At 45.9% G+C, this 25,095-nt stretch carries 24 protein-coding genes; 9 read left to right on the top strand and 15 right to left on the bottom strand.

Features of this window, described 5'->3' with window-relative positions; all coding sequences use genetic code 11:
- The first annotated feature begins 685 nt into the window (after window positions 1–685).
- The gene (locus V6C93_RS20970) at window positions 686–1,933 is read left to right on the top strand and encodes a glycoside hydrolase family 10 protein (protein ID WP_333478618.1); all 1,248 of its coding nucleotides are present in this window, start codon (window positions 686–688) and stop codon (window positions 1,931–1,933) included.
- A gap of 226 nt (window positions 1,934–2,159) precedes the next feature.
- Here V6C93_RS20970 and rppB read toward each other — a convergent pair whose 3' ends face one another.
- The 4 genes from rppB to msrA form a co-directional block, all read right to left on the bottom strand.
- Window positions 2,160–3,584: a two-component system sensor histidine kinase RppB gene (gene rppB, locus V6C93_RS20965; RefSeq protein WP_333478617.1), complete on the bottom strand. Its 1,425-nt coding sequence runs from the start codon at window positions 3,582–3,584 to the stop codon at window positions 2,160–2,162.
- On the bottom strand, window positions 3,571–4,275 hold the full coding sequence (gene rppA / locus V6C93_RS20960; protein ID WP_333478616.1) for a two-component system response regulator RppA: 705 nt from the start codon (window positions 4,273–4,275) through the stop codon (window positions 3,571–3,573). Before rppA ends, rppB begins: the two co-directional genes overlap by 14 nt.
- Before the next feature lie 329 nt (window positions 4,276–4,604).
- Window positions 4,605–5,378, bottom strand: coding sequence for an acyltransferase (locus V6C93_RS20955; protein WP_333478615.1), 774 nt, complete (start codon window positions 5,376–5,378; stop codon window positions 4,605–4,607).
- 587 nt (window positions 5,379–5,965) lie between these two features.
- Window positions 5,966–6,625 carry a peptide-methionine (S)-S-oxide reductase MsrA gene (gene msrA, locus V6C93_RS20950; protein ID WP_333478614.1) on the bottom strand — a complete coding sequence of 220 codons (660 nt, stop codon included), beginning with the start codon at window positions 6,623–6,625 and terminating at the stop codon, window positions 5,966–5,968.
- Window positions 6,626–7,366: 741 nt separating this feature from the next.
- On the opposite strand from msrA, the gene V6C93_RS20945 reads away from it, so the two are divergent.
- Both V6C93_RS20945 and V6C93_RS20940 read left to right on the top strand, forming a co-directional pair.
- Complete coding sequence (locus tag V6C93_RS20945; protein WP_333478613.1) at window positions 7,367–7,567, top strand: RNA-binding S4 domain-containing protein; 201 nt, start codon at window positions 7,367–7,369, stop codon at window positions 7,565–7,567.
- 186 nt (window positions 7,568–7,753) lie between these two features.
- Window positions 7,754–8,527 (top strand): DUF1350 family protein, encoded by a 774-nt coding sequence (locus V6C93_RS20940; RefSeq protein ID WP_333478612.1) that lies wholly within the window; start codon window positions 7,754–7,756, stop codon window positions 8,525–8,527.
- A 455-nt stretch (window positions 8,528–8,982) separates the two neighbouring features.
- On the opposite strand, the gene V6C93_RS20935 is transcribed toward V6C93_RS20940, so the two are convergent.
- The 6 genes from V6C93_RS20935 to V6C93_RS20910 all read right to left on the bottom strand — a co-directional run bounded on the left by V6C93_RS20935 (window position 8,983) and on the right by V6C93_RS20910 (window position 12,224).
- Window positions 8,983–9,123 carry a hypothetical protein gene (locus V6C93_RS20935; protein WP_333478611.1) on the bottom strand — a complete coding sequence of 47 codons (141 nt, stop codon included), beginning with the start codon at window positions 9,121–9,123 and terminating at the stop codon, window positions 8,983–8,985.
- Between the two features lie 26 nt (window positions 9,124–9,149).
- A complete protein-coding gene (locus tag V6C93_RS20930; protein WP_333478610.1) occupies window positions 9,150–9,731 on the bottom strand; it encodes an NAD(P)H-dependent oxidoreductase in 582 nt (193 codons plus the stop codon).
- Between the two features lie 36 nt (window positions 9,732–9,767).
- On the bottom strand, window positions 9,768–9,944 hold the full coding sequence (locus V6C93_RS20925) for a hypothetical protein (RefSeq protein WP_333478609.1): 177 nt from the start codon (window positions 9,942–9,944) through the stop codon (window positions 9,768–9,770).
- A 140-nt stretch (window positions 9,945–10,084) separates the two neighbouring features.
- Window positions 10,085–10,249 carry a hypothetical protein gene (locus tag V6C93_RS20920; protein ID WP_333478608.1) on the bottom strand — a complete coding sequence of 55 codons (165 nt, stop codon included), beginning with the start codon at window positions 10,247–10,249 and terminating at the stop codon, window positions 10,085–10,087.
- A gap of 34 nt (window positions 10,250–10,283) precedes the next feature.
- Entirely contained in the window at window positions 10,284–10,787 is a 504-nt protein-coding gene (locus V6C93_RS20915; RefSeq protein WP_333478607.1) for a hypothetical protein, read from the bottom strand.
- A gap of 546 nt (window positions 10,788–11,333) precedes the next feature.
- Window positions 11,334–12,224: an alpha/beta fold hydrolase gene (locus tag V6C93_RS20910; protein ID WP_333478606.1), complete on the bottom strand. Its 891-nt coding sequence runs from the start codon at window positions 12,222–12,224 to the stop codon at window positions 11,334–11,336.
- Between the two features lie 625 nt (window positions 12,225–12,849).
- Between V6C93_RS20910 and V6C93_RS20905 the strand changes: the two genes are divergently transcribed.
- Window positions 12,850–13,137, top strand: a complete 288-nt coding sequence (locus tag V6C93_RS20905) for a hypothetical protein (protein WP_333478605.1) — start codon at window positions 12,850–12,852, stop codon at window positions 13,135–13,137.
- 439 nt (window positions 13,138–13,576) lie between these two features.
- Window positions 13,577–13,864, top strand: a complete 288-nt coding sequence (locus tag V6C93_RS20900; RefSeq protein ID WP_333478604.1) for a hypothetical protein — start codon at window positions 13,577–13,579, stop codon at window positions 13,862–13,864.
- A 237-nt stretch (window positions 13,865–14,101) separates the two neighbouring features.
- Here V6C93_RS20900 and V6C93_RS20895 read toward each other — a convergent pair whose 3' ends face one another.
- Both V6C93_RS20895 and V6C93_RS20890 read right to left on the bottom strand, forming a co-directional pair.
- On the bottom strand, window positions 14,102–15,157 hold the full coding sequence (locus V6C93_RS20895) for an ABC transporter permease (protein WP_349262783.1): 1,056 nt from the start codon (window positions 15,155–15,157) through the stop codon (window positions 14,102–14,104).
- A gap of 128 nt (window positions 15,158–15,285) precedes the next feature.
- The gene (locus V6C93_RS20890) at window positions 15,286–16,950 is read right to left on the bottom strand and encodes an ABC transporter substrate-binding protein (RefSeq protein WP_333478602.1); all 1,665 of its coding nucleotides are present in this window, start codon (window positions 16,948–16,950) and stop codon (window positions 15,286–15,288) included.
- A 211-nt stretch (window positions 16,951–17,161) separates the two neighbouring features.
- Between V6C93_RS20890 and V6C93_RS38370 the strand changes: the two genes are divergently transcribed.
- On the top strand, window positions 17,162–17,317 hold the full coding sequence (locus V6C93_RS38370) for a helix-turn-helix domain-containing protein (protein WP_349262782.1): 156 nt from the start codon (window positions 17,162–17,164) through the stop codon (window positions 17,315–17,317).
- Between the two features lie 173 nt (window positions 17,318–17,490).
- On the top strand, window positions 17,491–17,700 hold the full coding sequence (locus tag V6C93_RS20885; protein ID WP_333478601.1) for a hypothetical protein: 210 nt from the start codon (window positions 17,491–17,493) through the stop codon (window positions 17,698–17,700).
- Between the two features lie 17 nt (window positions 17,701–17,717).
- On the opposite strand, the gene V6C93_RS20880 is transcribed toward V6C93_RS20885, so the two are convergent.
- Complete coding sequence (locus V6C93_RS20880; protein WP_333478600.1) at window positions 17,718–18,734, bottom strand: sulfate/molybdate ABC transporter ATP-binding protein; 1,017 nt, start codon at window positions 18,732–18,734, stop codon at window positions 17,718–17,720.
- A 496-nt stretch (window positions 18,735–19,230) separates the two neighbouring features.
- Here V6C93_RS20880 and chlP point away from each other — a divergent pair, with 496 nt between their 5' ends.
- Window positions 19,231–20,454: a geranylgeranyl reductase gene (gene chlP / locus V6C93_RS20875; protein WP_333478624.1), complete on the top strand. Its 1,224-nt coding sequence runs from the start codon at window positions 19,231–19,233 to the stop codon at window positions 20,452–20,454.
- Between the two features lie 154 nt (window positions 20,455–20,608).
- On the opposite strand, the gene V6C93_RS20870 is transcribed toward chlP, so the two are convergent.
- Both V6C93_RS20870 and V6C93_RS20865 read right to left on the bottom strand, forming a co-directional pair.
- Entirely contained in the window at window positions 20,609–20,938 is a 330-nt protein-coding gene (locus V6C93_RS20870; RefSeq protein ID WP_333478599.1) for a hypothetical protein, read from the bottom strand.
- A 696-nt stretch (window positions 20,939–21,634) separates the two neighbouring features.
- Complete coding sequence (locus V6C93_RS20865) at window positions 21,635–22,375, bottom strand: response regulator transcription factor (RefSeq protein WP_333478598.1); 741 nt, start codon at window positions 22,373–22,375, stop codon at window positions 21,635–21,637.
- A 742-nt stretch (window positions 22,376–23,117) separates the two neighbouring features.
- Here V6C93_RS20865 and V6C93_RS20860 point away from each other — a divergent pair.
- Window positions 23,118–25,095, top strand: a 1,978-nt coding sequence (locus tag V6C93_RS20860) for a CHAT domain-containing protein (protein ID WP_333478597.1), incomplete at its 3' end; no start/stop codon positions are given.

Below are 25,095 nucleotides of genomic sequence, written 5' to 3'. Positions count from 1 at the left end.
CTGATACCAAGTTGCGTTCAAACTTCTATTACTGACCTCTCCCCCAACCCCTCTCCTACAAGGAGAGGGGAGAAATTAAAATTAGCTCTTTGAATGCAACTCCGTATGAGGACGTGTGGCGCTGTCCAGTCTAGAGGCTAGCACGATCGATCTGATCGCCTGCTTTAAATTGATAGCAGCGTTGGAATCTTGATCGTACTCGAAATATAGCGTTTCTCAGATGTGTGAAGTACATCAGAATAACCTAACCCCCTGCTCCTTCCCTACTAGGGTTGCGGGAGAAAGAATCAAAGCCTCACAAAGAGAGTAGGAGAGAGGTTTTCCAGAGAGGTCAGAGTGTACCGGATCCAACCAAGAACCGCTACAGTATTCATTTCCAGGCGGATCGCTCTCTTCTCTCTTCATTCGACTCCTTGCATAAGTGACAGCGCTCTGGAGATAAGTAGTACGGTAAGCACATGACGATTGTCTCTTGCCAAGAGATCAAATCTCATGATGCTTAGTTTTCTCTATCACAACCATAGAGATTACTCATGGAATGAACCCTGTAATTCACTAATTATTTAGTAAATATAAATACCTGTAGCCTATGAATAATTCATTCCATCGTGGCGATAAGCGATTGCCCCTTGGGCGGTACCAAAGGCAATCCTGTGCATGGATAACTCACTTATCTTTCAAGCCTATGAAATTGCATTTTATCCCTAAAAGTTGGTGGCGATCGCTCAAGTATCTTTCCTTACTATTCCTGGGATTATTCATGACAATTATGGTGGCAGGCAATCCTATTTCTGCGATCGCTCAAGAGGCGGTGCCACAGGCAATCGCTCAAAGCGAAATCCCAGAGCCAATCGTACAGCGACCTGCCCAAGAAATTCGTGGGGTTTGGATGACCGAAAATGACCATGACATCCTCAGAGATCGCCCCAAAATGCAAGAGGCTGTAAATCAACTGGCGCGGTTGAATTTCAACACGATCTATCCTGTAGTGTGGAATTCTGGCTACGTGCTGTATCCGAGTGCTGTAGCCCAACGGGCAGACATCCAACCTTTTGTGCGTAAAGGCTTACAGGGACAAGATATTCTCGCAGAGCTTGTTACTCAAGCCCATCGCCAAGGGTTGCTCGTGATTCCCTGGTTTGAGTTCGGCTTCATGGCTCCCCCTACGTCAGAACTGGCATTGAATCATCCAGAGTGGCTGACGCAACGGCGCAATGGTAGCAAAACTTGGACGGGTGTTGCAGGTGAGGTGGTGTGGCTCAATCCCTTCCTGCCCCAGGTACAGCAGTTCATCGCCAATCTCGTGCTGGAAGCCGTCACCCAATACGATGTCGATGGTATTCAGTTTGACGATCACACCAGTTTACCGAATGAATTTGGCTATGATCGCTACACGCTTGCTTTATACAAGCAGGAAACCGGGAAGAATGCGCCTTCCAACCCTCAAGACCCCACATGGGTGCGCTGGCGAGCCAATAAAATCACGGCGTTCGTGACCCAGCTCAACCAAGCTGTAAAACAGAGAAAGCCCAATGCGATTTTTTCCGTTTCCCCTAATCCCTATATCACGGCTTATAAGACTTACCTGCAAGACTGGCTGACTTGGGTGCGGCAAGGCATCGTGGACGAGCTAATTGTGCAAGTTTATCGCCCCGATCTACAAAGTTTTCTCGGACAGATTACCCGCCCTGAAATTCAAGAAGTACAACAACACATTCCAACTGGAGTCGGTATTCTAACAGGGTTGAGAAATAAGCCGATTCCGATGCAATTCATTCAAGCTAAAGTAAGGGCAGCTCGCGATCGCGGCCTGGGTGTATCCTTCTTCTACTATGAGAGTCTTTGGGACCAAGCGCCCGAACCCATTACAGAACGGCAATCTAACTTTCAAGCTCTCTTCAACCTCCCCGCTTCCCGCTTTGCGATGAGATGACGAACTACAGAGGGTATGGGCAGCTCACAAAGCTGGAGCTAAAATGCTAGAAATTGACTGTATGCGAGCTACGGACGGAGAGCGATTTTTGTGCTTGTTGGCTGAGAATTTGATGGCAGTCTTTGCTACACCAGAGGAAGTGGGATTAATTGAATACTAGATTTCGATCGCATCCCTTGAGCTTGGAGGAATCACCCCAAGGTCTCGTCTATGGCCCCAAGTAGGGCTACAGAATTGCTTTGCCTTTACTGGGCTTTTGGCTCAAGCACCGTATCGGCTGAGAAGGACGATATAACCTTGTGAAGAAACTGGAGCGATCGCTCTTAGACGGGACGACTTCCAAAGGTAGTCGAATCGTGAACATGCTACCTTTGCTCAACTCGCTTTGTACTTGTATGCTACCCTGATGTGCCTGAACAATTGCTTTTGCGATCGCTAACCCCAATCCCGAACCACCGGTGTGGCGAGAGCGATCGCTATTCACTCGGTAGAAGCGGTCAAAAATCCGCGATCGCTCTTCAGGTGCAATGCCAATCCCTGTGTCTTGAACATGAATCAGAGCATCAAGGTGACTGCGGTCTAAGACAACTGTCACACTTCCACCTGCTGACGTGTATTGGATGGCATTGACAATTAAGTTAGAAACCAGACGATAAAGCTGCTCTGGAACACCTACAATATTTAGCGGCTCGCCTACTGGCACCATAGATGTCAGCGCTATCTCGGTAGACATTGCCAACGCTTGAAATTCCTCTACTGAGTCGTTGACAATATCATTCAGGCAACAGAGCCGAAGCCCCGTCGGCACTACTTTTTTATCCATGCGAGCCAGCAACAGTAAATCGGCAACCAACTGAGCGAGCCGCTGATTCTGACGATCTATCGTTCCTAAGATGTCCTGCGTCTCTTGATAAGACAAATCAGGCATCATGAGTGCTGATTCCACGGTCGCTTGTGAAGCCGCTATAGGTGTCCGCAACTCGTGAGCCGCATCTGCTGTAAACTGCTCTATCTGTCGGTAGGATTGGTAAATCGGTTTCATCGCTAACCCAGCTAACCACCAGCTAGAACCACCGACTAAAATCATGGCTATGGGCAATCCCAACAATAAAATCAATTTCAACCTATCGAGGTGGTCGTCTAAATCTTGGAGACTCCGCCCCACCTGTAGATATCCCCAAAAGGCATAATTTGGACTATGCAACGGTAGAGAAACTTGATGAAAACGATTCCCGGAAGCATCCTTCAGGGTATCCCAAGTGTGTCCTTTGCATCTTGAGCATGGGAAAGACACCCCTGGAGGCATTAAACCAGCCATCGCAATAGTCCGTCGGGAACCATCTAAGAGTCGCACGTAATAGTTACCTTGATAAATCGCACCAACAACGTGGCGTTTTGAGGGTGGTTCTGGATCTGGTAAGAGTTGTTGGGGTGTCGATTCTAAGTGTCCAGGTTGCTTCAGTTTAGTTTCAATACTGTCATGTAGGGTTCCGGCAACTGCCTCCAGCTCTCGCTCTAGGGTTTGCCAGTGAGTGTGGACAATCGCCTCATAGACCGCCAAACCGCATACACTGAGGATGAAGCCCATCACGAGTGCATACCCGCTAGCTAATCGCCAACGTGTTTGAGCAAACAGCTTATCTTGGTTCATCGGTAGCGTTCAGGCGATAGCCCGTACCATGAATGGTTTCAATGAGATGAGCACAGCTTACAACTGCTAGTTGGCGTCTGAGCAATCGGATTTGAGCCGCCACTACATTACTAGTGGCGTCTGCGTTCATTTCCCAGATTTGATTGCGAATCTGGTCACTGGTAAGAATCTGATTTGGGTGCTTCATGAAATACTCCAGCAGTTGGAACTCTTTAGTCGTCAGAGAAACAACATGCTGCTCGCCCAATTGCTTGCGACAATACACTGTGCGAGTGGCGTAATCTAAAGTGAGCCTACCCACTTGAAGTTGTTGGGGTTGGAATTGGGGCGATCGTCGCTGCAATGCCCGCAACCGTGCCAGCAGTTCTGCCATTCTAAACGGCTTGACTAAATAGTCATCTGCCCCCGCATCCAAGCCAGTCACCATATCGTCCAAGCCGTCTTTTGCTGTTAGCATCAGCACTGGCAGAGGATTGTTTTTTGCACGCAACCGACGCAGCAGCTCTATTCCTGATAATCCTGGCAGCAGCCAGTCGAAGATAGCCAGTGTATACTCTGTACTTTGGTCTTCTAGATAGCCCCAAGCGTCAGTCCCATCTAAGACCCAGTCAACTACATACTTTTGCAAACTCAATGTTCGCTTAATTGCGGCTCCTAGATCTGGCTCATCTTCAACCAGCAGCACCCTCATAAGATTAACTCATTATAGTTAAGACACTTGTAATAATTCTGCTATGCGATTCAAAAAGTTTGGCTTCCTCAGTATGGAAGAGACCTTAATTTTCGGGTTATACCAAGTTGCATTCAAAGGTATAACTCTCTCTTTCTCTTACCTCGGTGCGCTCTGTGCCTCTGTGGTTTGTTAAATTCTACGTTAGACCGCAACTCAGTATTAATCACTCGCGGCGAAAGTTTCCCACCAGTACAGATGAGCAGGGAAAGCGGGGGAGGCTAGGGAAGCTGGGGGAGAATTTTACTGGTGGGTTATTTCTGCCAAGCTGGTCGAGGAACTCCCTCTGCCTATTTGGGGAACTCATAGGGCAGTACAGTGGTATCTAGCTCTTTGACAATCTGCTGCGGATTGCCAATAACTACCACATTTGCAGGAACCGACTGCCGAACAATAGTTCCCGCGCCAATAACTGAATTCTTCCCTATAGTGACTCCTTTGAGAACCATACTTTGGCTACCAATCCAAACATTTTCTTCTACGTATATAGGTTTGGTTTTGGCTTTTACTTCAGGATTGCGTCGATTAATTGTAAAACTGTGAAAGTCTGTATCAACAAGCGTTGCATCGCTCACTATGCATTGTTCCTTGAACGTAATAAAAGAATCTGTGGCTTTAATGGATGGATTATTAAAGTAAGCATTATCTCCTATGTCTATTTTTCCTTCTCCTTCAACCGATAAAGTTGTGCTATTGAAGAAACCGTAGCTTCCAATAGTAATCTTTGCTGAAGAATTTTGAATGGTAATTTGGTTTGAATGATTTTCAAAGCTTACAAAAACACAATAATCTCCAATTTCTACCCTCCCCTTCCCTTTTACTGAAAATTTGCCCTGTATCCTCACCCCTGAACCAAATTTGACATTTGGGTACTGAAGCCGATATCTTAAAATAATCAGATAATCTACAGTTTTTGAGCAAACTAACGAAATTAACTGTCCTAAAGATTTCTGTTTGGCTTTTTTGAGTAACTTTCCAACAATAGCTCTAATTTTTACAAAAAAGTTATTCGAGTTATCAAGACACACTAATTCAGATTGATTGAGTATTAAAAATTCCAACATTTTTCAAAAATAGCAACTAGCGTCAACTAGATAAGTGGTTCGGGTTTGCCTTTGGCAGAGGCAGTATCGGTTAAAAGTGAAGTCTGTGTTTAACTATCTCTGGGTTAGTGACAATTGTTCAACAAGATAGACCAGACGATACTCAGGCGCGAACCTACTGTTATCTAGATTGGCAGGTCAATATGAAATTTAGATGAAATCTCCGCGTTTTTATGCCATGTCGATATTACAACGTTCTCAACACCAGATTTACAAAAAGACAAAGGGGTCATCTGGCAGAAAAAAAGCTCATGGTGTTTACGCCCATAAGCATTTGAGATGTCGCTATTCTATTTGCTGCTTTTGTGCCCTGCAAGATGAACACCTTGCAGGAATCTAACTTTATTGTGAAGCTATGTTTCTACAACTCTCCCACGAATGCGATCGCTCAACTTTTCTTAATAAATAATCTCTTTAAAGCCTCAAGAAAGAACGACGAGTATAATAAGTGCCCACCAATTCCAGGGTTACCAAGACTTGGTGGGAAAGTCACACTCAAGAAGTGCGTTGTACTTCATACTTTACACTTCATCGTTCCTTTAACAAGTTCACGAACTACTCAGTGTCACATTTTCAGGGAAACAAACTCTCGTACCCCCTAAACCACAATACCCACCGGGATTTTTGGCGAGGTACTGTTGATGATAGCCCTCTGCGTAGTAGAACTCAGGAGCATCAATGATTTCAGTGGAAATGTTCCCAAAACCTGATGCTTTTAAGGCTTGCTCATAAGCCTGTCGGGATGCTTCAGCCATCTGCTTTTGGCTCTCGGAATACACGTAAATTCCTGAACGGTACTGAGTGCCAACGTCATTGCCCTGACGCATACCTTGGGTGGGGTCGTGGCTTTCCCAGAATACTTTCAGCAGTGTTTCGTAACTGATGACCTTCGGGTCAAACACAACACGAACTACTTCATTGTGACCCGTCATGCCGGAACATACTTCTTTGTAGGTGGGATTTGGGGTGACTCCGGCTGCATAGCCAACAGCGGTGGTGAAAACCCCCTCAATCTGCCAAAATTTACGTTCTGCACCCCAGAAACACCCCAGACCAAACATCGCCATTTCCAATCCATCTGGATAGGGAGGCTTTAGGGGATTACCGTTGACAAAGTGATGAGCGGGTACTGGCATGGGTTCTGCCCGTCCCGGCAATGCCTCCTGGGAAGAGGGAATACTGAGCTTTTTACCAAATCCAAATAGCATCGTTAACTCTTACTCTGATTTTTGAGATAATTATTTACCTTACTTAATAATAGCTTGTCTGTTTGTTAAGGAGGGTTACACGATGAACCGTTGTCATCAGTCATTGCCCCCCAGATACAATACGGGGACACGATTGAGATTACCGCGCCCAAAAAATTCTTAGCTTGCAATCAAAAAGAAAATTGCTAGGAATAGCGATCGCTATCGGGAAAACTGCAACCCTCGCCTACTAGGAATATGATGCCGGAAATCTCCTCCAGCAGGGATGTTCCTAACGGATTGGCTTACTGGGAAACCTCAATGGCAGTAACTCTACTCGTATCCATCCCTGTTCCGTGCCTGCCAACATTCCCGTGTTGAAAAAACAAGCAGGCCAGTAAAAGAAATCCTAAAAGGGACAAGCTGAACTCGACAAAAACCGGGAGAGTAATACTACGTTCCATAAAAACCTTTCGCTCATAACCAAGAGCGAGCATTCATCAACAGAGCCACGACTAGGTTCAGGGAACTCTGGTTGTGTTCTACCTACCAAGGTAGGAGTACACAGATACGAATACCTCAGTAAATTCTCGGAAATCACCATCCATCCAGTTGACTAAGTTAGGAAATTACTCGGATGAAATCTGCTCAACTGTGTTGCAAGCCTACTAAACTGGTTGGTGATGCGTGAAGCGCAGCTAGCGCCTCGCTCTTCGCCGACTCCTTGACAAGCCAACAACCAGGACTTTCAATTTTTTCGTGATGACAGACGACCCAACTATGAAGCTTGACCAATTTTTGAAGTGGTCGGGTGTTGCCCAGACTGGCGGTGAAGCTAAATTAATGATTCAAGGTGGTCAAGTGAAAGTCAACGGCACTACCGAGACTCGACGCGCCCGGAAAGTGGTAGAAGGAGACTCCATAATGGTGAAGGGCCAAATTTACAGGGTTGAATTTTCCTGACCTCAACTGGGATGAGCTAGTGGCAAAAAAAACTGGCTAAAAGTGCGGATTGGGTGCGATCGCGCAGAGTCAAAGGGCTTAGAATACTCGTGCTGTGGTAACGTGGCCTGGATGGAACCCTTGACCATTGTCTTCAATTCACCAGAAATTTTTACAATTAAGTTATGTTAACTCAGCGATCGCGGCATGGATTGGCAAGAAGTATCTGATAGCTGGATTTTAATTCCGCCACGTCCCAAGGGGATTGTACATTTCCTCGGTGGGGCGTTCGTGGCAACAGCCCCCCATGTGACGTATCGGTGGATACTGGAGCAATTGGGGCGTCAGGGGTATGCGGTGATTGCAACGCCGTTTGTGAATACCCTGAATCATACAGCGATCGCGCGAGATGTTCTCAACCGCTTCGAGACTACCTTATACCGTCTACAGACAAAAACTATTTTAAGTAAACGATATCTACCCATCTACGGCGTTGGACACAGCATGGGTTGCAAACTGCATCTGCTCATCGGTAGTCTGTTTTCCGTCGAACGCGCTGGCAATATCTTAATTTCTTTCAACAACTATCCAGCAAAGCGTGCCATCCCTTTTATTGAGCAGCTCAACATCAATCCAACTTTCGATATCGAGTTTACGCCATCACCGATAGAAACCAACGATCTCATCGCTCAACGCTACGAAGTCCGCCGCAATTTACTGATTAAATTTACCAACGATGATATTGACCAGACGGCTAGCTTAACTCAAGTTTTGCAGCAACGTTTCCCCAATATGGTTGCAGTTCAAACACTACAAGGTAATCATCTAACACCTTTGGGGCAAGATGTCAACTGGAAAGCGGGAGATGTCTTTACTCCCTTTGACGCGATTGGTCAGTGGATGAAACAAGGAGTCTATCGCGACTTGAATCAGCTGAAGCGAGAAATAGTGCGGTGGCTAGACCCTTTTGCAGCTACCTGAATTAGGCTGTTGCCCCTACAAGTTGCACTCGTTGGTAATGGGTAAATGGGTAATGGAACACAGGTAGCTGTAGCAAAGCGGAATCTAGCAGGACGGAGACACTTGATGAGTAGAGGTGAAACGGATCTCAATAAACTCACACTTCAAACTATATTCATCGCTTTGAAACTGAGCAGTAAGATAGTTGCCCAAGGAATCAAGCGAGGAAAGAAACTGTGAATCAACGAGGCTAGAGTATCCACCAGCATATTGAATTTTGAGTAGCATAGACACCTCAGAAATTGAAGAGTTAATCTTGAGTCAAAATGGTTGAACCAACCTGCTCAGGGGGCTTCGTTCATTGATTGACTTACTTCAGTCTCTAAGGTCGATGTATGCGATCGTGTTTGCGTAACGTATATCTTAATGTATAACTTCGAGGCTATCACCCCTGGAGGGATGAGGGAGGGTTGCGCTTAGCTGTGCTGGTGTGAGGCAATCGCTTGTAAACAAGTCATCGGTGCCATAACCATCCAGTTGAGCAACCCGTAAGAGCCAAGCTTAGCGGCTAACAAAAGGTTGATAGCCGAAGTCAGGACTTTAGTTTCCCTAACCACAGTCGTTATGTCGCAAACAACATGAGTTAGACGATTAACTTGGCTAATACTGTTGTCAACTTGCTACCCAGCTGTTCAACGGCGGACTGTTGTATAGAATCTTTCAACCTACCATCGACATCAAATGCTTCATAGGCTTTGGGAATCGCCTTCTGATCGGGCAACACCAATACGCCAATACTACTGAGAATTGAGCGGACATGAGTTAAGCCTCGCAAGCCTCCTAAGGCTCCTGGTGAAGCACTCATCAGGATTGCTACCTTATCTTTAAAGCAGGCAAGCATCGGCTCTCCTGGCTCCGGACGAGATGCCCAATCAATCGTATTTTTGAGGATTGGTGTGATCGAGCTATTGTACTCAGGCGCTGCAATCAACAACCCTTGATGCGTGATCATCAGTTGCTTAAAGGTTTTGACATTAGCGGGAATTCCCTCTTTGGCTTCTAAGTCTTCGTCAAATAACGGCATCGGAAAATCGCGCAGGTCTACATAAGTTACCTCTGCGCCTGCTGTCCTAGCGCCCTCGGCGGCAATCTGTACCAGCTTTTTATTGTATGAAGCTTCGCGGGTACTGCCTGCAAACGCAAGGATTTTGGGTGTATTTGTCATGCTTTACTCCTGAGAGTGGTTTTGAACAACGCCTTTCTATCTAGCAAACAATTGTTTACCTGCCAAGGCGGCAGCAACTCGCGTTACATTCGCACCATGATACTTGGTACCTTCCAAGCTTTCTTTAGTTACGCCAATTTGTTCCATTATCACATCAGAAGCTACTGCCTTTGCCATCATCTTGATATTGTCATAATCGCTTGTGTAGCTCATTAAGGCTCTCGTCAGGTTTAACCTCGTTATGGCGCTATCACGAAGAGGGCGATTGCTATTCAAGGTGTGCGCCTCGCGCTAGCCTTCCGGCTAATCGGGCAAAGCGATCGCGAAGGGACGTTGAGCTTTCACATCCTCCTTCAATTCAAGATGCCCCGATGTTTCCAAAATTTTGCTGGAATTGTTCCTGATGCAGCGACAGTCCCCAGGAATAAGGGAATGGTAGATGCACCCTGATTCAATCCCTGGCGAGAACGCTGGGGGTTTTTTGTTGGAGAGCGATCGCTCTCCCCTTGTGATGGCAATCAGCTGGCTTCTTACAGAGAATGTTAATTATGTCTAAATTCCGAATTGATGCAAAATCTCGGGTGGAAATAATACAATTTTTTGATATTCTAAAAACTCGCCCTGAGCAAGCCTGACAGCTACTTGACCAATGCTTTCACTAAATAAAATCTGCTTGAATAAACGGTTATTGGTAAAAGACATTAGGTGAAGAGCCGTAGCACACTCTCCTGCCCAGCCAAAATCTACATTCAATTTGATGTGGTGCATTTCATGAATGCATCGAAAAATCAGATTTATCTCAGGACCTAATAGATCTGAATTATTGAAGAGTCGGGTAACCAACATTTTTCCTTGGTCAACATCAGTATAAATATCTTGTAAAGATAACTCTGGTCCCCTGAAGTAAGGTTCAAAGTCAACAAAATGAAAATCTACGCCTTGCAACTCTACTTGTGCTAGATCGATAATGAATTGACGAAAATTCTTGACTACGGAAGAAGGCACATCATAGTCTGGAGAGGCAATGTAATGCCGAGCGATATCTTCAATATTCATGAGATTTATATCCATAGATGCTGCTATAGGATTAGCTGAAGCCTTGAGCTTTGATGTTTTCAGGATTGGCCGATTATGACCATATTTAACATCATTTAATTTTGAATTATTGGCACAATAAAGACTTCGATGTAATTACGGATCTTTATGATAAATTTTTGTAAAGTTCTAAGTAATTACACAATAAGGCCGTAATTTCACGTAGGCAATCTGATATGGATAGGATTGAAGTATCTTCGACAAAGGTGGTGAAGGTTAGCAGGCTAAAATGTTGAATGTCATGAAGTTTCGCTCTTTCCTTGTGAACGAGAGTTCATGGGTGCCCACGCGTGGAACTTGAAGCTGAAACATGCTCAACGGTTCGGACTCAGTGTTCTTTTCACGCTTGAAGGCAGCTAGAGTGTGGGCTCAGTCATCATCAAAACGACGATGTCCCGTAGGGACATCGCCTCCTCTGTCTCATCTCGGGATGCCTGCCCCAAAACCCTTATTTATAAGGCGTTGAATGGCTTACGCTCCAAGTCAAAGTCCTTGAAGCGTAAGGCACTAGTGATGATGTTTACATAGCCAATCGCTCATGAGCTGATTGACAGCCTCCGGTTTCTCATCATGGGGACAGTGACCCGCGTTGGCAATGGCAACAAACTCGACCTTACCCGTCTCACTCTGCTGTTGATAGAGTGCTGCACCGGCAATGGGCGTCCAAGGGTCATCTTCTCCCCAAATGACCAGTAGGGGATGCTCTACCTTGGGTAATAGTTCTATGGGCGCAGGGCCAGGGGGGGCAGTGAGAACTGAGGCAAATACCTGCTGAGCACCGGGATCGCAGGAAGGTGTGTAGATTAAATCTACCAGTTCCTCGGTAATGGCTGCTTTGTCACGATAAACCTGAGTAAGGGTACGGCGAATGCGCGATTTGTCGCGGATGAGGTTAAACAGTAAGACCCCTACGAGTTTGGAACTGACAAGCTTTGTAAAAAGTCCCATTACCAATCGCAAAGGCAGATTTAGCTCATCAGGTCGGTGATTCAGTCCACCTGCACAGTTAATTAAAACGGCACCGGCAGCAATTTCCGGATAATTTGTCGCCGTCATCAAACTGAGCAAAGCACCAATAGAATTACCGATAAATACGGTTGGTTCCTGGATATGAGTATCCCAGAAATCTTTAAGAAGCTGCTGCCACAATTCTAATGTGTAGTTTAGTGGAGGTTTATCGGAACCGCCAAATCCCAGCAAGTCAATTGCAAACACCCGATAGCCAGCTTCAGCGAGTACGGGAATATTCTTACGCCAATGACCAATTGATGCGCCAAAACCATGAATCAGCACTAAGGGTTTACCAGTACCCATCAGGGTGTACTGAATTTGATGACCTTGCCATGTCCAAAAGTACTTTTCAATAGTGTTTGTCGATACCAGTAGATGTGTCGTCACAGGTTTTTATGAAGATTCTTTAACTCTTACTAGGATAACGACTTTGTAAAGATATTTGAATGCCTCGAATCAGTCAGGGTTGTCTGCGATCGAGGCTGTGGTAACAAAGGTAACCTACTTATGGGGAGCAAAAATGAAGTTTTAGGGCTGCTGCACCTAATGATTAGCAGAGGTATAATAAAGAACCCAAATCATTAATACTCTGAAAAATCTAAAGTTCAACAGTATCTAAAGCACGGGGTACGACCTTTTGCAACATAGTGTCTCATAGCCACAGCACACATCTGCATCTGCCGCACCGAGTCGAATCACCCCCTTCTCTGTATTACAGCGTATAACGGTAGAAGCCTTAACCTATTGTACTGGGGGTAACTCCCCTCCATTTGTATTACATTCGGGGAGAGCAGAAGTTTGTCTCTAGGGCACTAGGGTAATCACCCCGCGTCTCGTATTACACCTTATCCGGTAGAATTTACTTTAGCGGTAGCGGAAGCGTGGAAAACTCTGAATGCAAGCAAGAGGGAGTACTCGTTCTAATTTCTCCTGCTCACTCTGGCTGTTTGTGAGTTACACATTCCTGCTATCTGTGTCTAATACAATACGCTCTTTATCAGGAGAATCTACAATGGGCTTAACAGATCGTAGCCGATTAGGTGGCATTAAAAGCAGACAACAACGTCTACAACGAAAGCTTGAAAAGCTAGAACCCAACCCTCAATCGACTTCAGCTTCAGCCTCAGAAAATACATCAGTATCAGATAATGCAGTTTCACAAAAAAATGCTTGGGAAAAATATATGTTTGCCAAAGCTATTTATGAAGAAACTCGGGACATGGAGCATTGGCTATACATGCAGAAGTGTATTTCTGAGTACGAAAAGACTTTGAAACCAAAGGTTGGTATCAAAGCTTAAGTATGATTCGGTAAGTTTGTTTCTACCAGAGCTTGTAGCATAGCACACCTATTAATAGCTGACCTTGAGCATTCTTGCCTCAAAAATACAGTTTTTGAGGCAAGTGAATAGACTCTAGTGAAAGCTAAAGGCTGAGGTCTGACAGAGTGAAAAAGAGGCTATAAAGCTGGAAAAATCAGCACTATAGCCTTCCTAACTCTCAAAAGAATACGATTTTATTCTTGTTCAGCATTAGCTGTAGTACACAATTATCAAGAACTCAGTAATACGTTAAAAGACGAGCGCTCACGCATTTATTGTTGAGTTTTATTAACACATTAGCGTGGTATTCTTGAAAAATTTACTCAAAATTTACATCATATTCCTTGAACTTCACATAATATTCACATTCCCTGATTAACTATAGTAAATAAGAGAGATTTTAATCAGGAGAATCTACATGAGTTTAACAGATCGTAGTCGATTAGGTTGCATCAAAAGTAGACAACAGCGCCTACAACGCAAGTTGGAAAAGCTTGATCAAGATTCTCAATCAGCTTCAGCATCAGAAAATGCCTCCGTACCTCAGCAAAATGTAGCTGCTCAAAAAAAAGCTTGGGAAAAGTATATGTTTGCTAAGGCTATTTATGAGGAGACTCGGGATAGCGATCATTGGCGATACATGCAAAAGTGTATTTCTGAGTATGAAAAGACGCTGAAACCCAATTTAGGGAGCAAAGCTGTCTGAAGACAAAGTAGGTTTGTTTCTGTCCAGAGTGGTTAGCGTTCAAGTCGGTTGGTTGAGCTGAAAACAGATTTTAGTTCAGAATCCCCCGTCAACCTTACGGTATGGCGGGGGAGTATGTCAGAGCAGGAATTGAATAAAGGAAAGTACGATCGCATCCGATCACGACTCGAAGTTCATCGCTTTTCAGTGGAAGTTGTGCTAGGTGTGCGATCGCAGCTAGTTTAATGGGTAGAGCCATCAATACCGAATACGTGGGTCAATCAAAGCATTGATGATATCGATCGCAATACTAGCACCCACAACAATCAAGCCAAAAAATACCATAATTCCCTGTACCGTGAAGTAATCCCGCTCTGAAATAGCTTGATAAAGTCGGCTACCTAGCCCAGGCCATGAAAATGTGACTTCTGTCAATACCGCTCCACCCAGTAAAGAGGCAAGCATCAATCCCAAGACAGTAATCACTGGAATCATCGCGTTCTTCAGCGCATGAGCGAAAACAATTCGCCCTTCAGGAATACCCCTCGCTCTTGCGGCTTCAACATAGTCTGCCTTGAGCGTTTTCTTCAGGTTCACTCGCACAATTCGCTCAAAAATCCCACTCAAGAGAACTCCTAAAGTCACACTAGGCAGAGCGAGATAGTACAAGGCCGTGAAAAACTGACTTAAGTTACCGCTTAAGAGACTATCAATCGTGTAAAGACCGGTAAAACCTTCTGGGGTTGGTGAGGTAATCGGAAAGCGAGTTCCAATAGGAAACCAATTCAGCTGAACGGCAAAAATTAACTGCAAAATCATCCCTACCCAAAATATCGGTAAGGAGTAGGTGATGATACCAAACAAGCGCCCCCCCGCATCAAGAATAGTGCCACTGCGCGAGGCGGATAGGATACCGATGCCAACACCAACCAAAAATGCTACTGTCAGTCCGCATATGGCTAATTCTGCCGTTGCTGAGAAATGTTGCCCAATGATCTCCGAAACTTGTTGACCTTGGCTGGAAATTGAGCTACCCAAGTCAAAATGGAGTAAGTTGCCCAAATCACGAATGTACTGTAGCCCGTACAACCCGAGTTTTTCATGCCAAGGCTGATTAGGGTCAGGAAATCCCCAGCGCTGGCGAAATTCTTCCTTAACACTATCTGGGGCGCGACTGCCCAGCGCCGCATCTATTGGATCTCCTGGTGTTGCCCTCAGCAGGATAAACACTAGCGTGAAAATCGTCCACAGCATCAGGGGAGCCAGCAGCAGACGGATCAAGACATAATATTGTAGGGCTTTAGCACGAGACATGGCGCTTCGCTTGAAGGTTTGAAGGTTGAAGGTTAGGAGGTTAAGAGGTTGAAGGTTAGGAGGTTGAAGGTTTTCTTCCCAACTTGTCAACTTTCAACCTGCCAACTTTCAACTCTGTCACTAAATAACTATGCTCCTTTGCCGATTTCCCACAGAGGAAGCTGCTGAATCGGGTCTAGCTTCACTTGCTGTAAGCCTTTCTTGGCAAAGGCATATTCTTTGGGTTGCCAAATGGGAATTAAGGGAACATCTTTGGCGAGTAAGTCTTGAATCTCCGCAAAAATTTGCTTGCGTTTTTGGGGGTCTTGTTCGGCGCGTTCCTGCTCAATTAGTTTATTTATGCGATCGCTATAATAAAACGACCCCTGGCTCTTACTCGCTCCTTCTTCGCAACCTTGAGCTTCCGACCCTTTGCTACAGCTCACTAGAGGCTGAATAAAATTGTCAGCATCTGAAAAATCAGGATACCAATCCACTAAGGCTGTCTGATAAATTCCCTTGCCGATGTTGGCAAAGAGCGTAGTAGCTTCCACGGGTTGCGGCTGGAGTTGGACAATGCCCCCTAGTTGCTGCGCTGCATATTCTCTTAAGGTACTAGCCGCCTGCTGCCGAACGGCGGAACCGGATGGGAACCAAATCTCTAATTTCAATGGGTTGGCGGTTGTAAAGCCTGCTTTCGTCAGCAATTCTTTCGCTTTAGCGATGTTGCCGTCTCCATAGGCGGTTTCAAAGCTGGGTTTAGTAGCATCAAAGCTGGTAGGGATAAGGCTGTAGGCTGGCTGTGCTTGGTTTCTGAGGACGCGCTCATTGAGCAGTTTCCGATCAATCATGTAGGCGAGTGCTTGTCTCACTTCTACCTTGTCCAACGGTTTTTGCTTGGTATTCAGCACCATGTAGCTTACATTATTGCTGGGTGCTTCAACGACCTGCCAACCACCCGACTTTTCCCCACTTTTAAGACTGGTAATCTGATCAGGCTCGAAGGTTTGATAAGCAAGATCAACGGCACCCGTGCGGAAGGAATTAAACAAATTGGCGGAACTGCTGAGGATTTGATAGTCCAGCCCTTGATTGGGTGGTTTTTCTCCCCAATACTTATCGAAAACATCCAGGCGAAGGGAGTTAGCGCTAAACGAAACAAGCTTATAGGGGCCAGTCCCTACAAACTTCGTCGGCTGGAATTTGCTAGCACCAATCTCATACGCCTTGGGAGAAACGGCACACATCCCAGAGAAGGCTAGCAGGGAGGGAAACGGAGCAAAGGGTCTTTTAAGTTTAAGGGTAAGTTCGTACTGACTGGACGCTTCAACCGATTGGACAATATCCGCTAGCAAGGAGGACGGTTTACCCCCGTTTTTGATAAACCGATTGAGAGAAAAGACCATTGCCTGGGCATCAAACGGTGTTCCATCATGAAACACAACCCCCTGACGCACGGGAATCTTGTAAGTTAAACCATCCTTGCTGACTTCGGGAAGTTTTGTGGCAAGTTGTGGCACTAGCTCGTCTGTTCCCAGCTTGTAAGTATACAGGCGATCGCCCAAGCTGTAGAGGACATTACTCGCTGCCAACTCATAAGCATCCGCTGGGTCAAGTGTCCTTGGCTTTAGGGTTGTGCCCACCACTAAACGACCGCTACCCCCTGCATTCGTGTTGGGGGCAGCGGCTTGTTCAGTTTTTGGGCGACCCCCACAACTAATGATCAGAACGCAGCAACAGACCAATAACGTCAGGTATTTTCCAAGGAACCACCCGCGTTTCCGAGACAGATGAAACCAGTTAAGCACTTGCATTGCGGATTGAGTGAGATTGGCGAAATTAATTATATTCAGCTTTACAACATAACCGCGTGTGTCCCCTCCAACAACCAAGCGGACTGCCGCAGCCGTAGGCGAGGATGAACGCTTGTAAGGAGGGGCGGTAAGCGGAAAAAAGAGGGGGCTAAATGCCTCCTCTTTTTTCCATTTAGATGGTATCGTTTCATATACATTTTACGATTAGCCGATGCCCACTAGACGAGTTACTTTTCGCCTCTACCCAACCAACTCGCAAGAACAAAGACTGCGCTGGGCAAGGGCTATGCACAAGGAGCTTTATAACTCGGCATTGTCTAACCGTAAAACTCAGTACCAAAAGTTCGGAAACCAAGTTGATTACTAAGCTGTTGTGCATTTAAGTTGCATATTGTTTAGTTAGGGAACGAACCGTCAATTCCTCTGTGTGTCTCCCCTCCCCGCGTCTCCGCGTCCGTCTCAACAAGCAATTTAAAAGCGTGACAGCTTATCGCTTCGGCTGTTGTTTGTCTTTACTGGGTCAAGGGAACTCTGCTGGGATTGGGAACCAGTCTCGTAGACGTGGATGGGTCTAGCTCTACTTCATTACCCAAAGAACGCAAGTCCTGCGGAGGGATGAAGCAACTAGCCCAAAAGAAGCGTCAGAAATCTGAGCGCACTGTAGTTGATGATGGCGGCGGGATTGCAGAAACCCGCCGCAAGAGCGAAGTAGCGGCGGGTAGTTCATTACAGATCAAAGCCAATCTCTAAGCACGGCTTGCTCTGACCTAAATTTCGTAATACAGAGGAAATGCCTTAGCGTCTCTGGGTTTGACGTAGACTTGCTGATCGGGTTCTAGCTTCAACTGATCGTATCGCTCGCGTGTCAGATTAGCCATCACAACCTGACCATCGCCGAGAGTTAATTCTGCCTGAATCTCCCATCCTAGGTGAATCAGTCGCGTCACCCTAGCAGGTGCTGTGGAACCGTTGGGCTTGGTTTCCACAACGACATCGTGGGGGCGCAGGAAGATTTCGGGATTGGCAGAATCAAAGCCACCGCTTTGAAAAATCTGGGCGCTGCTAGGCAGCACATTCACAGGGCCAATGAAACTCATCACAAATGGCGTGGCGGGGTTGTCATAAACCTGGGCGGGCGTTCCCACCTGTTCTACCCGTCCTTTATTCATGACCACGATTTCATCCGAAACTTCCATTGCTTCTTCTTGGTCATGGGTCACAAAAACTGTTGTAACATGGACTTCATCGTGGAGGCGTCGCAACCAAGCGCGTAGGTCTTTACGCACTTTGGCATCCAATGCTCCAAAGGGTTCGTCCAGCAGCAACACTTGGGGTTGAACGGCTAGCGCCCGTGCCAAAGCGACACGCTGCCGCTGGCCCCCTGATAATTGGGAAGGATAGCGATCGCCTAAGCCACTCAGCTGCACTAAATTCAGAAGTTCCTCCACCCGTGCCTTCACTTTGGGTTTTGGCGTTTTGCGAATATCTAACCCAAAGCCAATATTCTGTCGCACGGTCAGGTGTTTGAACAGAGCGTAGTGCTGAAACACAAACCCAATATTGCGATCTTGGACGCTAGTATTAGTAGAATCTTTGCCCGTAAGCCAGATTTTGCCCGTGTCAGGTGGCTCTAGACCAGCAATTACCCGCAACAACGTAGATTTTCCGGAACCGGATGGGCCGAGTAGGGCGACGAGACCACCACTTTTGATCTCTAAGTTGACGTTGTCAACAGCCTTGAAACTACCAAACTGTTTGGATACATTCTCAACAACAATACCCACGGTAAGAAACCCCTTTATGAACCAATAATCTTTTTTGTACTAAGCCGCGTGACGAGATGACAGAGCCAACCGCAGAAACCCAAATACTCTATTTCGCCCGGATTACTGGAGTATATTACCCTATTAGTGTTCAGTATAGTTGTATCGAAATGGTTTTTTCTGTCAATACCTTAAAGAAATATTTTCTCCTAAAGCAGAATTTTTGTCTGCGGAGATTTGCAGAAAAGTTAGAAATATTTTGACAATAGACGCTCCAATTTCCTTACCCCCTTAGCAAGAGGGAATTTTACGAATAATCTGGCAGGCGTTCCCCGGCTCAACGAGGCTAAGTTGGGGAAATGAAAATTGAATGCTCACTCCACCAAATGTTAAGCTCTGTTACGCTCGGTTGTTAAGGTGTATTTCAAGTTGAGCGAATATCTAAGGATGTTGGTCAGCTATGCCAAAAGTCCGTGATACCATGCATTCCGTAGCTCTAGCAAGATTGGGAGAAAACATGCCAGCACTTAGAGTTGCTGTTGTTGGGTCAGGGCCAGCCGGATCTTCTGCCGCCGAGACTTTGGCAAAAGCCGGAATTGAAACTTATCTGTTTGAGCGCAAGCTCGACAACGCGAAGCCGTGTGGTGGCGCGATTCCGTTGTGTATGGTGAGTGAGTTTGACCTGCCACCGGAAATTATTGACCGTCGGGTGAGAAAGATGAAGATGATCTCACCCTCTAATGTCGAAGTTGATATCAACATAGAAAAAGAACACGAATATATTGGCATGTGCCGCCGCGAGGTGCTTGATGGCTTCTTACGCGATCGCGCCGCGAAGTTAGGTGCCAAGCTGATTAACGGTACCGTTCACAAACTCGATATTCCGACCAATAATACAGACCCCTATATCATCCACTACGCCGACCATTCAGATGGCAGTCTGGAAGGAACCGCCAAGACCCTGAAGGTTGATCTCGTGATTGGGGCCGATGGAGCCAATTCCCGTGTGGCGAAGGCCATTGATGCTGGGGATTATAATTATGCGATCGCATTTCAAGAGCGCATCCGTCTGCCAGAAGACAAAATGGCTTACTACGAAGACCTGGCAGAAATGTACGTGGGTAACGACGTTTCCACCGACTTCTACGCTTGGGTCTTCCCCAAATACGACCATGTAGCCGTTGGCACCGGCACCATGAAGGTCAACAAAGCCGACATCAAAAAACTGCAAGCCGGTATCCGTGCTCGTGCAGCCAAACGCTTGGCAGGGGGAGAAATCATCAAAGTCGAAGCTCACCCCATTCCAGAACATCCCAGACCGCGCCGCGTCGTCGGTCGGGTTGCCTTAGTGGGAGATGCTGCCGGTACAGTCACCAAGTCCTCTGGTGAAGGTATTTACTTTGCCGCCAAATCCGCTCGGATGTGTGCTGAAACCATTGTTGAAACCTCCAACGGTGGAACTCGCATCCCCACAGAAGCTGACCTCAAGCTGTATCTGAAGCGCTGGGATAAGAAGTACGGCATAACCTACAAAGTCCTGGATATTCTCCAAACCGTCTTCTATCGTTCCGACGCCACCCGTGAGGCGTTTGTCGAGATGTGTGCTGACAAGGATGTTCAAAAATTAACCTTTGACAGCTATCTCTACAAAACCGTTGTACCCGCCAATCCTCTCGTGCAGATGAAAATTACTGCCAAGACAATTGGTAGCCTGCTGCGGGGAAATGCGCTAGCGCCCTAGAACTCAGCCATCATTTCTAATGATTCCAGAGGGATTAGGCATTCATCCAAAGGCAGAAAATTCTAACTGAATGTTTGAGGATGAATGCTTTGTCCCTTTTGGGAATTCAAACTTTGAAAAAATCATTTAGAAAAATTGGCAGTTTGAATCGATATCAAACGGCATTCGGTTGATTAAAGGAAGCATTCCTATTAATTTCTGATAAGATGAGGTAAACAACACCTTGTTGAACGAGTTGTTTGATCTCAAGCTTTTCACCCGTTGAAAAGGATAGAGGTTCAGGGGAGATAGAAATTACTTTTGCAGAGTGGAGCGCTGCATAGCGATTGGGAATCCTGCTTAAGATATAAGCTAATAGCTTTTGCCGTAATTGCGGATTTCTCAAGATTTTCTGATAAGTAGCAACAGGATAAATCTTCCCTAAAAAGTTTTCGATTTCTCCATTTACCTTTAATAAGGTTAGATTAATAAATGTCGTATCCATTTCGTGCTCCTTAGGTGTCCATTGTCAGGGATCAGGTGTCAGGAAAAACTTATTTGAATCAAGAGGTAGCAGCAATATGGTCATCGCAGGCTCTCTTGAAAATTTTTATATTTTCTACCAACGCTAAGGCGACCTTTAGTAATACCAATTTCATAAATGTTTGCTACAGATGCTGCTCTGGTTCCCCCCTTATTAAGGGGGGGTGGGGGGTCGATGTGTAGCGCTATTTTAGGAAATTGGTATAAACAGTCTCTGGCTAGAAGTCTGATGAGCATCCTTGACTAAAGTTGAGTTACACCCTGATGAAGATTGTTTGGATGCTTCGCTGCCATGAGGCAGTGTCAATATTCAATCAACTGGTTGTTGAAATCTATTGATGAGTGAGCGCTCCTCCTTTAAGCAGCTCCTGGTTCCATTCTGAGTTTACAGGCTACAAGTAAAAAAAATGAGGAAGAGATCGGGAATAATTTGGGAATATAGGGCTTGGGAATCGGGAAGTGCTAGGTATAAACTGATAGGCATTCAGTTTTGCCTAACCAAATTTCTAAAACTCCTGTGGAATGGGTCCGTTGTCCGTCCTGCTCATGCAACTTAAAAGCGCGACCGCTTAGAAGCGAATTCCTCAACGAAAAAATAGGTCATTCCTTTTTAGAGGAATGACCTTGCCATTTGCTCAACTACCTAAAAGTGATAATGTTAATTAGCCACTGAATCAGCCTCTGCCGTAGACTGTTCAGTGGTGGGTAACTCTAAGCAATAACCTGCGCCATAAACTGTCTTGATATATCGCGGATGGCGTGGATCAGGTTCTAGTTTTGTTCTTAGATGGCGGATATGCACCCGAATGGTTTCGATGTCATCATCTGGGTCGTAGCCCCAGACTTCCTTAAGGATTTCGCTAGGAGAAACAGTTTGACCATGACGCTGGAGTAAGCAGTGCAACAGTTCAAACTCCAGATGTGTGAGTTTAACCGTCTCCTCAAACCAAATCGCCTCAAACCTTTCGGGTACGAGGGTCAAAGGTCCATAGTTCAAGATTTCTGCGTGCTTGGCTGCCTGAGGGATACGGTCTGTGCGTCGTAGCAAAGCTCGTACCCGCGCCAGCATTTCTTCGAGTTCAAAGGGTTTGGTTAGGTAATCGTCGGCACCAGCATTAAAGCCGTCTACCTTGTCTTGAGTTTGACCTAGGGCAGTCAGCATCAACACAGGGATATCGGCAGTTCGCTCATCCCGGCGAAGTCGTTGGCAGACAGTGAAGCCATCGACTTTGGGCAGCATCAAGTCAAGCATAATCAAGTCTGGCTGGAGTTGGAGAGCCAGTGCCTGACCCTTAATACCATCACCTGCTTGATTGACTTCATAGCCAGCCATCTCCAGATTGATGGAGACTAATTCTGAAATTGCGGGGTCGTCGTCGATGACCAGTATCCGGGGCATCACTAAGGAAGTGTGAACGGTGTGTGTTTGTTAAAGTTCAATAAGAACTGTTAGATGATCTAAAAATACTTTACTGATTATAAGCACAGATTCTATATTCTTCTTGAAGAATGTGGGGGTAAGTAAAGTTTTTTGGATAGTTGTTGGCCTATAGAGGGAGTATCAGCCCTTCTCGGCTGGTAAAAAACTCTCCCTGTACTTCCCACACGAACAATTGGATGAAAGTCTTTTTCTTTCTCGCCCCCTTACCCCCTCACTTTCCACAGAGCAAGGATAACGCAGTAGTAGGGGTCGGTTGGGCTAGCGGCGATAGGCTCAAAGTGTAACGCTCCAAACTCGATGGCGCTGGAGTCTACCGCCTTGAAGGAGCGATCGCCTACAGCACCAGAGGCAGCGGTACTCTAGTCAAACGATTTTGGATTGAAGAGAGCCTCCTCGTATCAACTCCGGTCAGAGACAGGACTTAAGGATTTGAGATTGGTGTTAGCGTCGCGAACGCAGCACAGCCAGTATTTTAGATGGCTTAAGCCGACAAGGGACGGGGTATGAACCCAAAAATTTTTTTAATGCAAAATCTAAAAGTGCAAGCCTTACCTCTCATTACCGCCATTATGCTCCATTCTTCATACGGGTTCCTCAAAAACGGCTTGTAAATTATTGATGAAGTGGCACAGAAGTTATGGCTGATTCCAATTCCTTATGAAAGATTGGAATTGAGTTTGGTTGTATAGTTCTTGAGAAAATGCTTAAAATTAAGCTTTTCACCACTTTCCTCTGTGCTCCGTTTCTGCTGTTAGTTTCGGGACTCATTAACGCCATACCACTCCAAGCACAAATTCCTCCTGCTCTCGACAGCACAGGCACAAGAATGACGGGTCTGGATGGTAGTCGAATGCTCAAGATTCAACGTGAAATGCTTTCGGGCGATCGCGCTAATCTCGTCCACTCTACTCCTCAAATCTCCAATAGTCTGGGGCAATTTATTGGCGGCAATCCATCAGTTATTAATGATTTAATTCAGTTAAGGGGAGAAAATTCCAATCTCTTTCTGATGAATTCAGGTGGGTTCAGGTTCGGTCAAGGTACCAGTTTGAACATACCCGCTGGTTTTACTGGAAATACAGCCAATGGCATGGCTTTTGGTGGGAGGGGGTTTAATGCAGTTGGCACCAATAATGATCAAGTCTTGGTAGGTTCTCCCAACCCGTTGGCCTTTCCTATGGCTCAGCCGGGAAGCCTGATTAATGCGGGAAAAGTGTCTTTTGGTGAGGGACACAGTGTTACTGTGCTGGGTGGCAAAGTCATTAACACGGGCACAATTACTGCACCAGGAGGGGATATAACCATTGCTACAGTTCCTGGACAAAATAGGGTAAGCCTCTCTCAACCGGGAAGTCCGTTGAGTTTGGAGATTGCCACAACTCCAGGGAGTATGGATCGTAGCTTACCAACAGCAGCAGGACTATCAGCGTTAGACTTACCGAAATTACTCACAGGTACAGGCGAGGCGGGTGCGGCAACTAAAGTCAATGGTAACGGAGTTGATACGCAAAATATTAGCGTCGCAGGCGGCAATAGTAGCAATATTGATATTACTAGTATTCAAGGCAATGTCACTACCCCAGATATAGCCAATGCGGCTCAAACGGGTGGCCTCAGTAGCCTTGATATTAAAGCGGGTAATCCTCTCTCCACAGGTCTTCCAGGCAATGGCGATATCAAGCTAACCAGTCGCCAAGGAGACATTCGTACTGACTCACCCCACCCCAATCCTGGTTCAATTCGTCTCCCCAGACCAAGCATCAATGCTGCCAACGTTCGTTCTAGCTCAACCTTAGCGGATGACAAGACGGTAACCCAGCTGGAAGAGAGACAAAACTCGGAATTTTTACAATACTTTGGCAACAATTTATCCAGCAAACCAGTCAGCGCAGAAAGCATTCAAAATACGCTAGTTGACATTGAGCAGAAAACTGGCAACCGTTCAGCAGTTATTTATGTCAACCTGCCTGAAGAAAACCCAAAAGAATCACAGACAGGGGAACGTTCTGATGCAGTGAAACTGGTGGTAATTTTGCCAGGAGGAAAAGCGAAAAGTGTGACGGTTTCCGGTGTGGAACGCAGCCAATTACTGCAAACCATTCAAGACTTTCGTGGTCAAATTACTACGTCCTACCGTCGCGGCAACCGGAGCTATTTAAAATCAGCACAGCAACTCTATCAATGGTTGATTGCACCTATAGAACCTCAACTACAAGAGGCGTCTATCAATACGCTGCTGTTTTCTATGGAAAATGGCATGAGAACGTTACCTATCGCCGCAATGCATGATGGTAAACAGTTTTTGGTGGAAAAATACAGTTTGGGCATGATTCCCAGCTTCGGCTTGCTCGATGCTAAATACAAGACGCTGGAGAAGGCTAACGTTTTGGCAATGGGTGCAAGTAGCTTTGAAACCCAAGCACCTTTACCTGCCGTGTCAACCGAGTTGTCGGTAGTGAAGCAGATGTGGCAGGGCAAAGTGTTTTTAAATGAAGATTTTAATCGATTTAACTTAGTCGAGCCGCGCCGGGGAAATCGCTATCAAATTGTTCACCTGGCAACCCATGCTGAGTTCAATTCCGGTTCGACAGACAATTCCTATATTCAGCTATGGAACGATAAACTGCGCTTGTCTGAGATGTCAAAACTTGGCTGGAAGGAAGCAGAAGTAGATTTGT

Source organism: Allocoleopsis sp. (assembly GCF_036703385.1).
Taxonomy (GTDB): domain Bacteria; phylum Cyanobacteriota; class Cyanobacteriia; order Cyanobacteriales; family Coleofasciculaceae; genus Allocoleopsis.
This window is presented reverse-complemented; position numbering and strand designations above follow the sequence as displayed.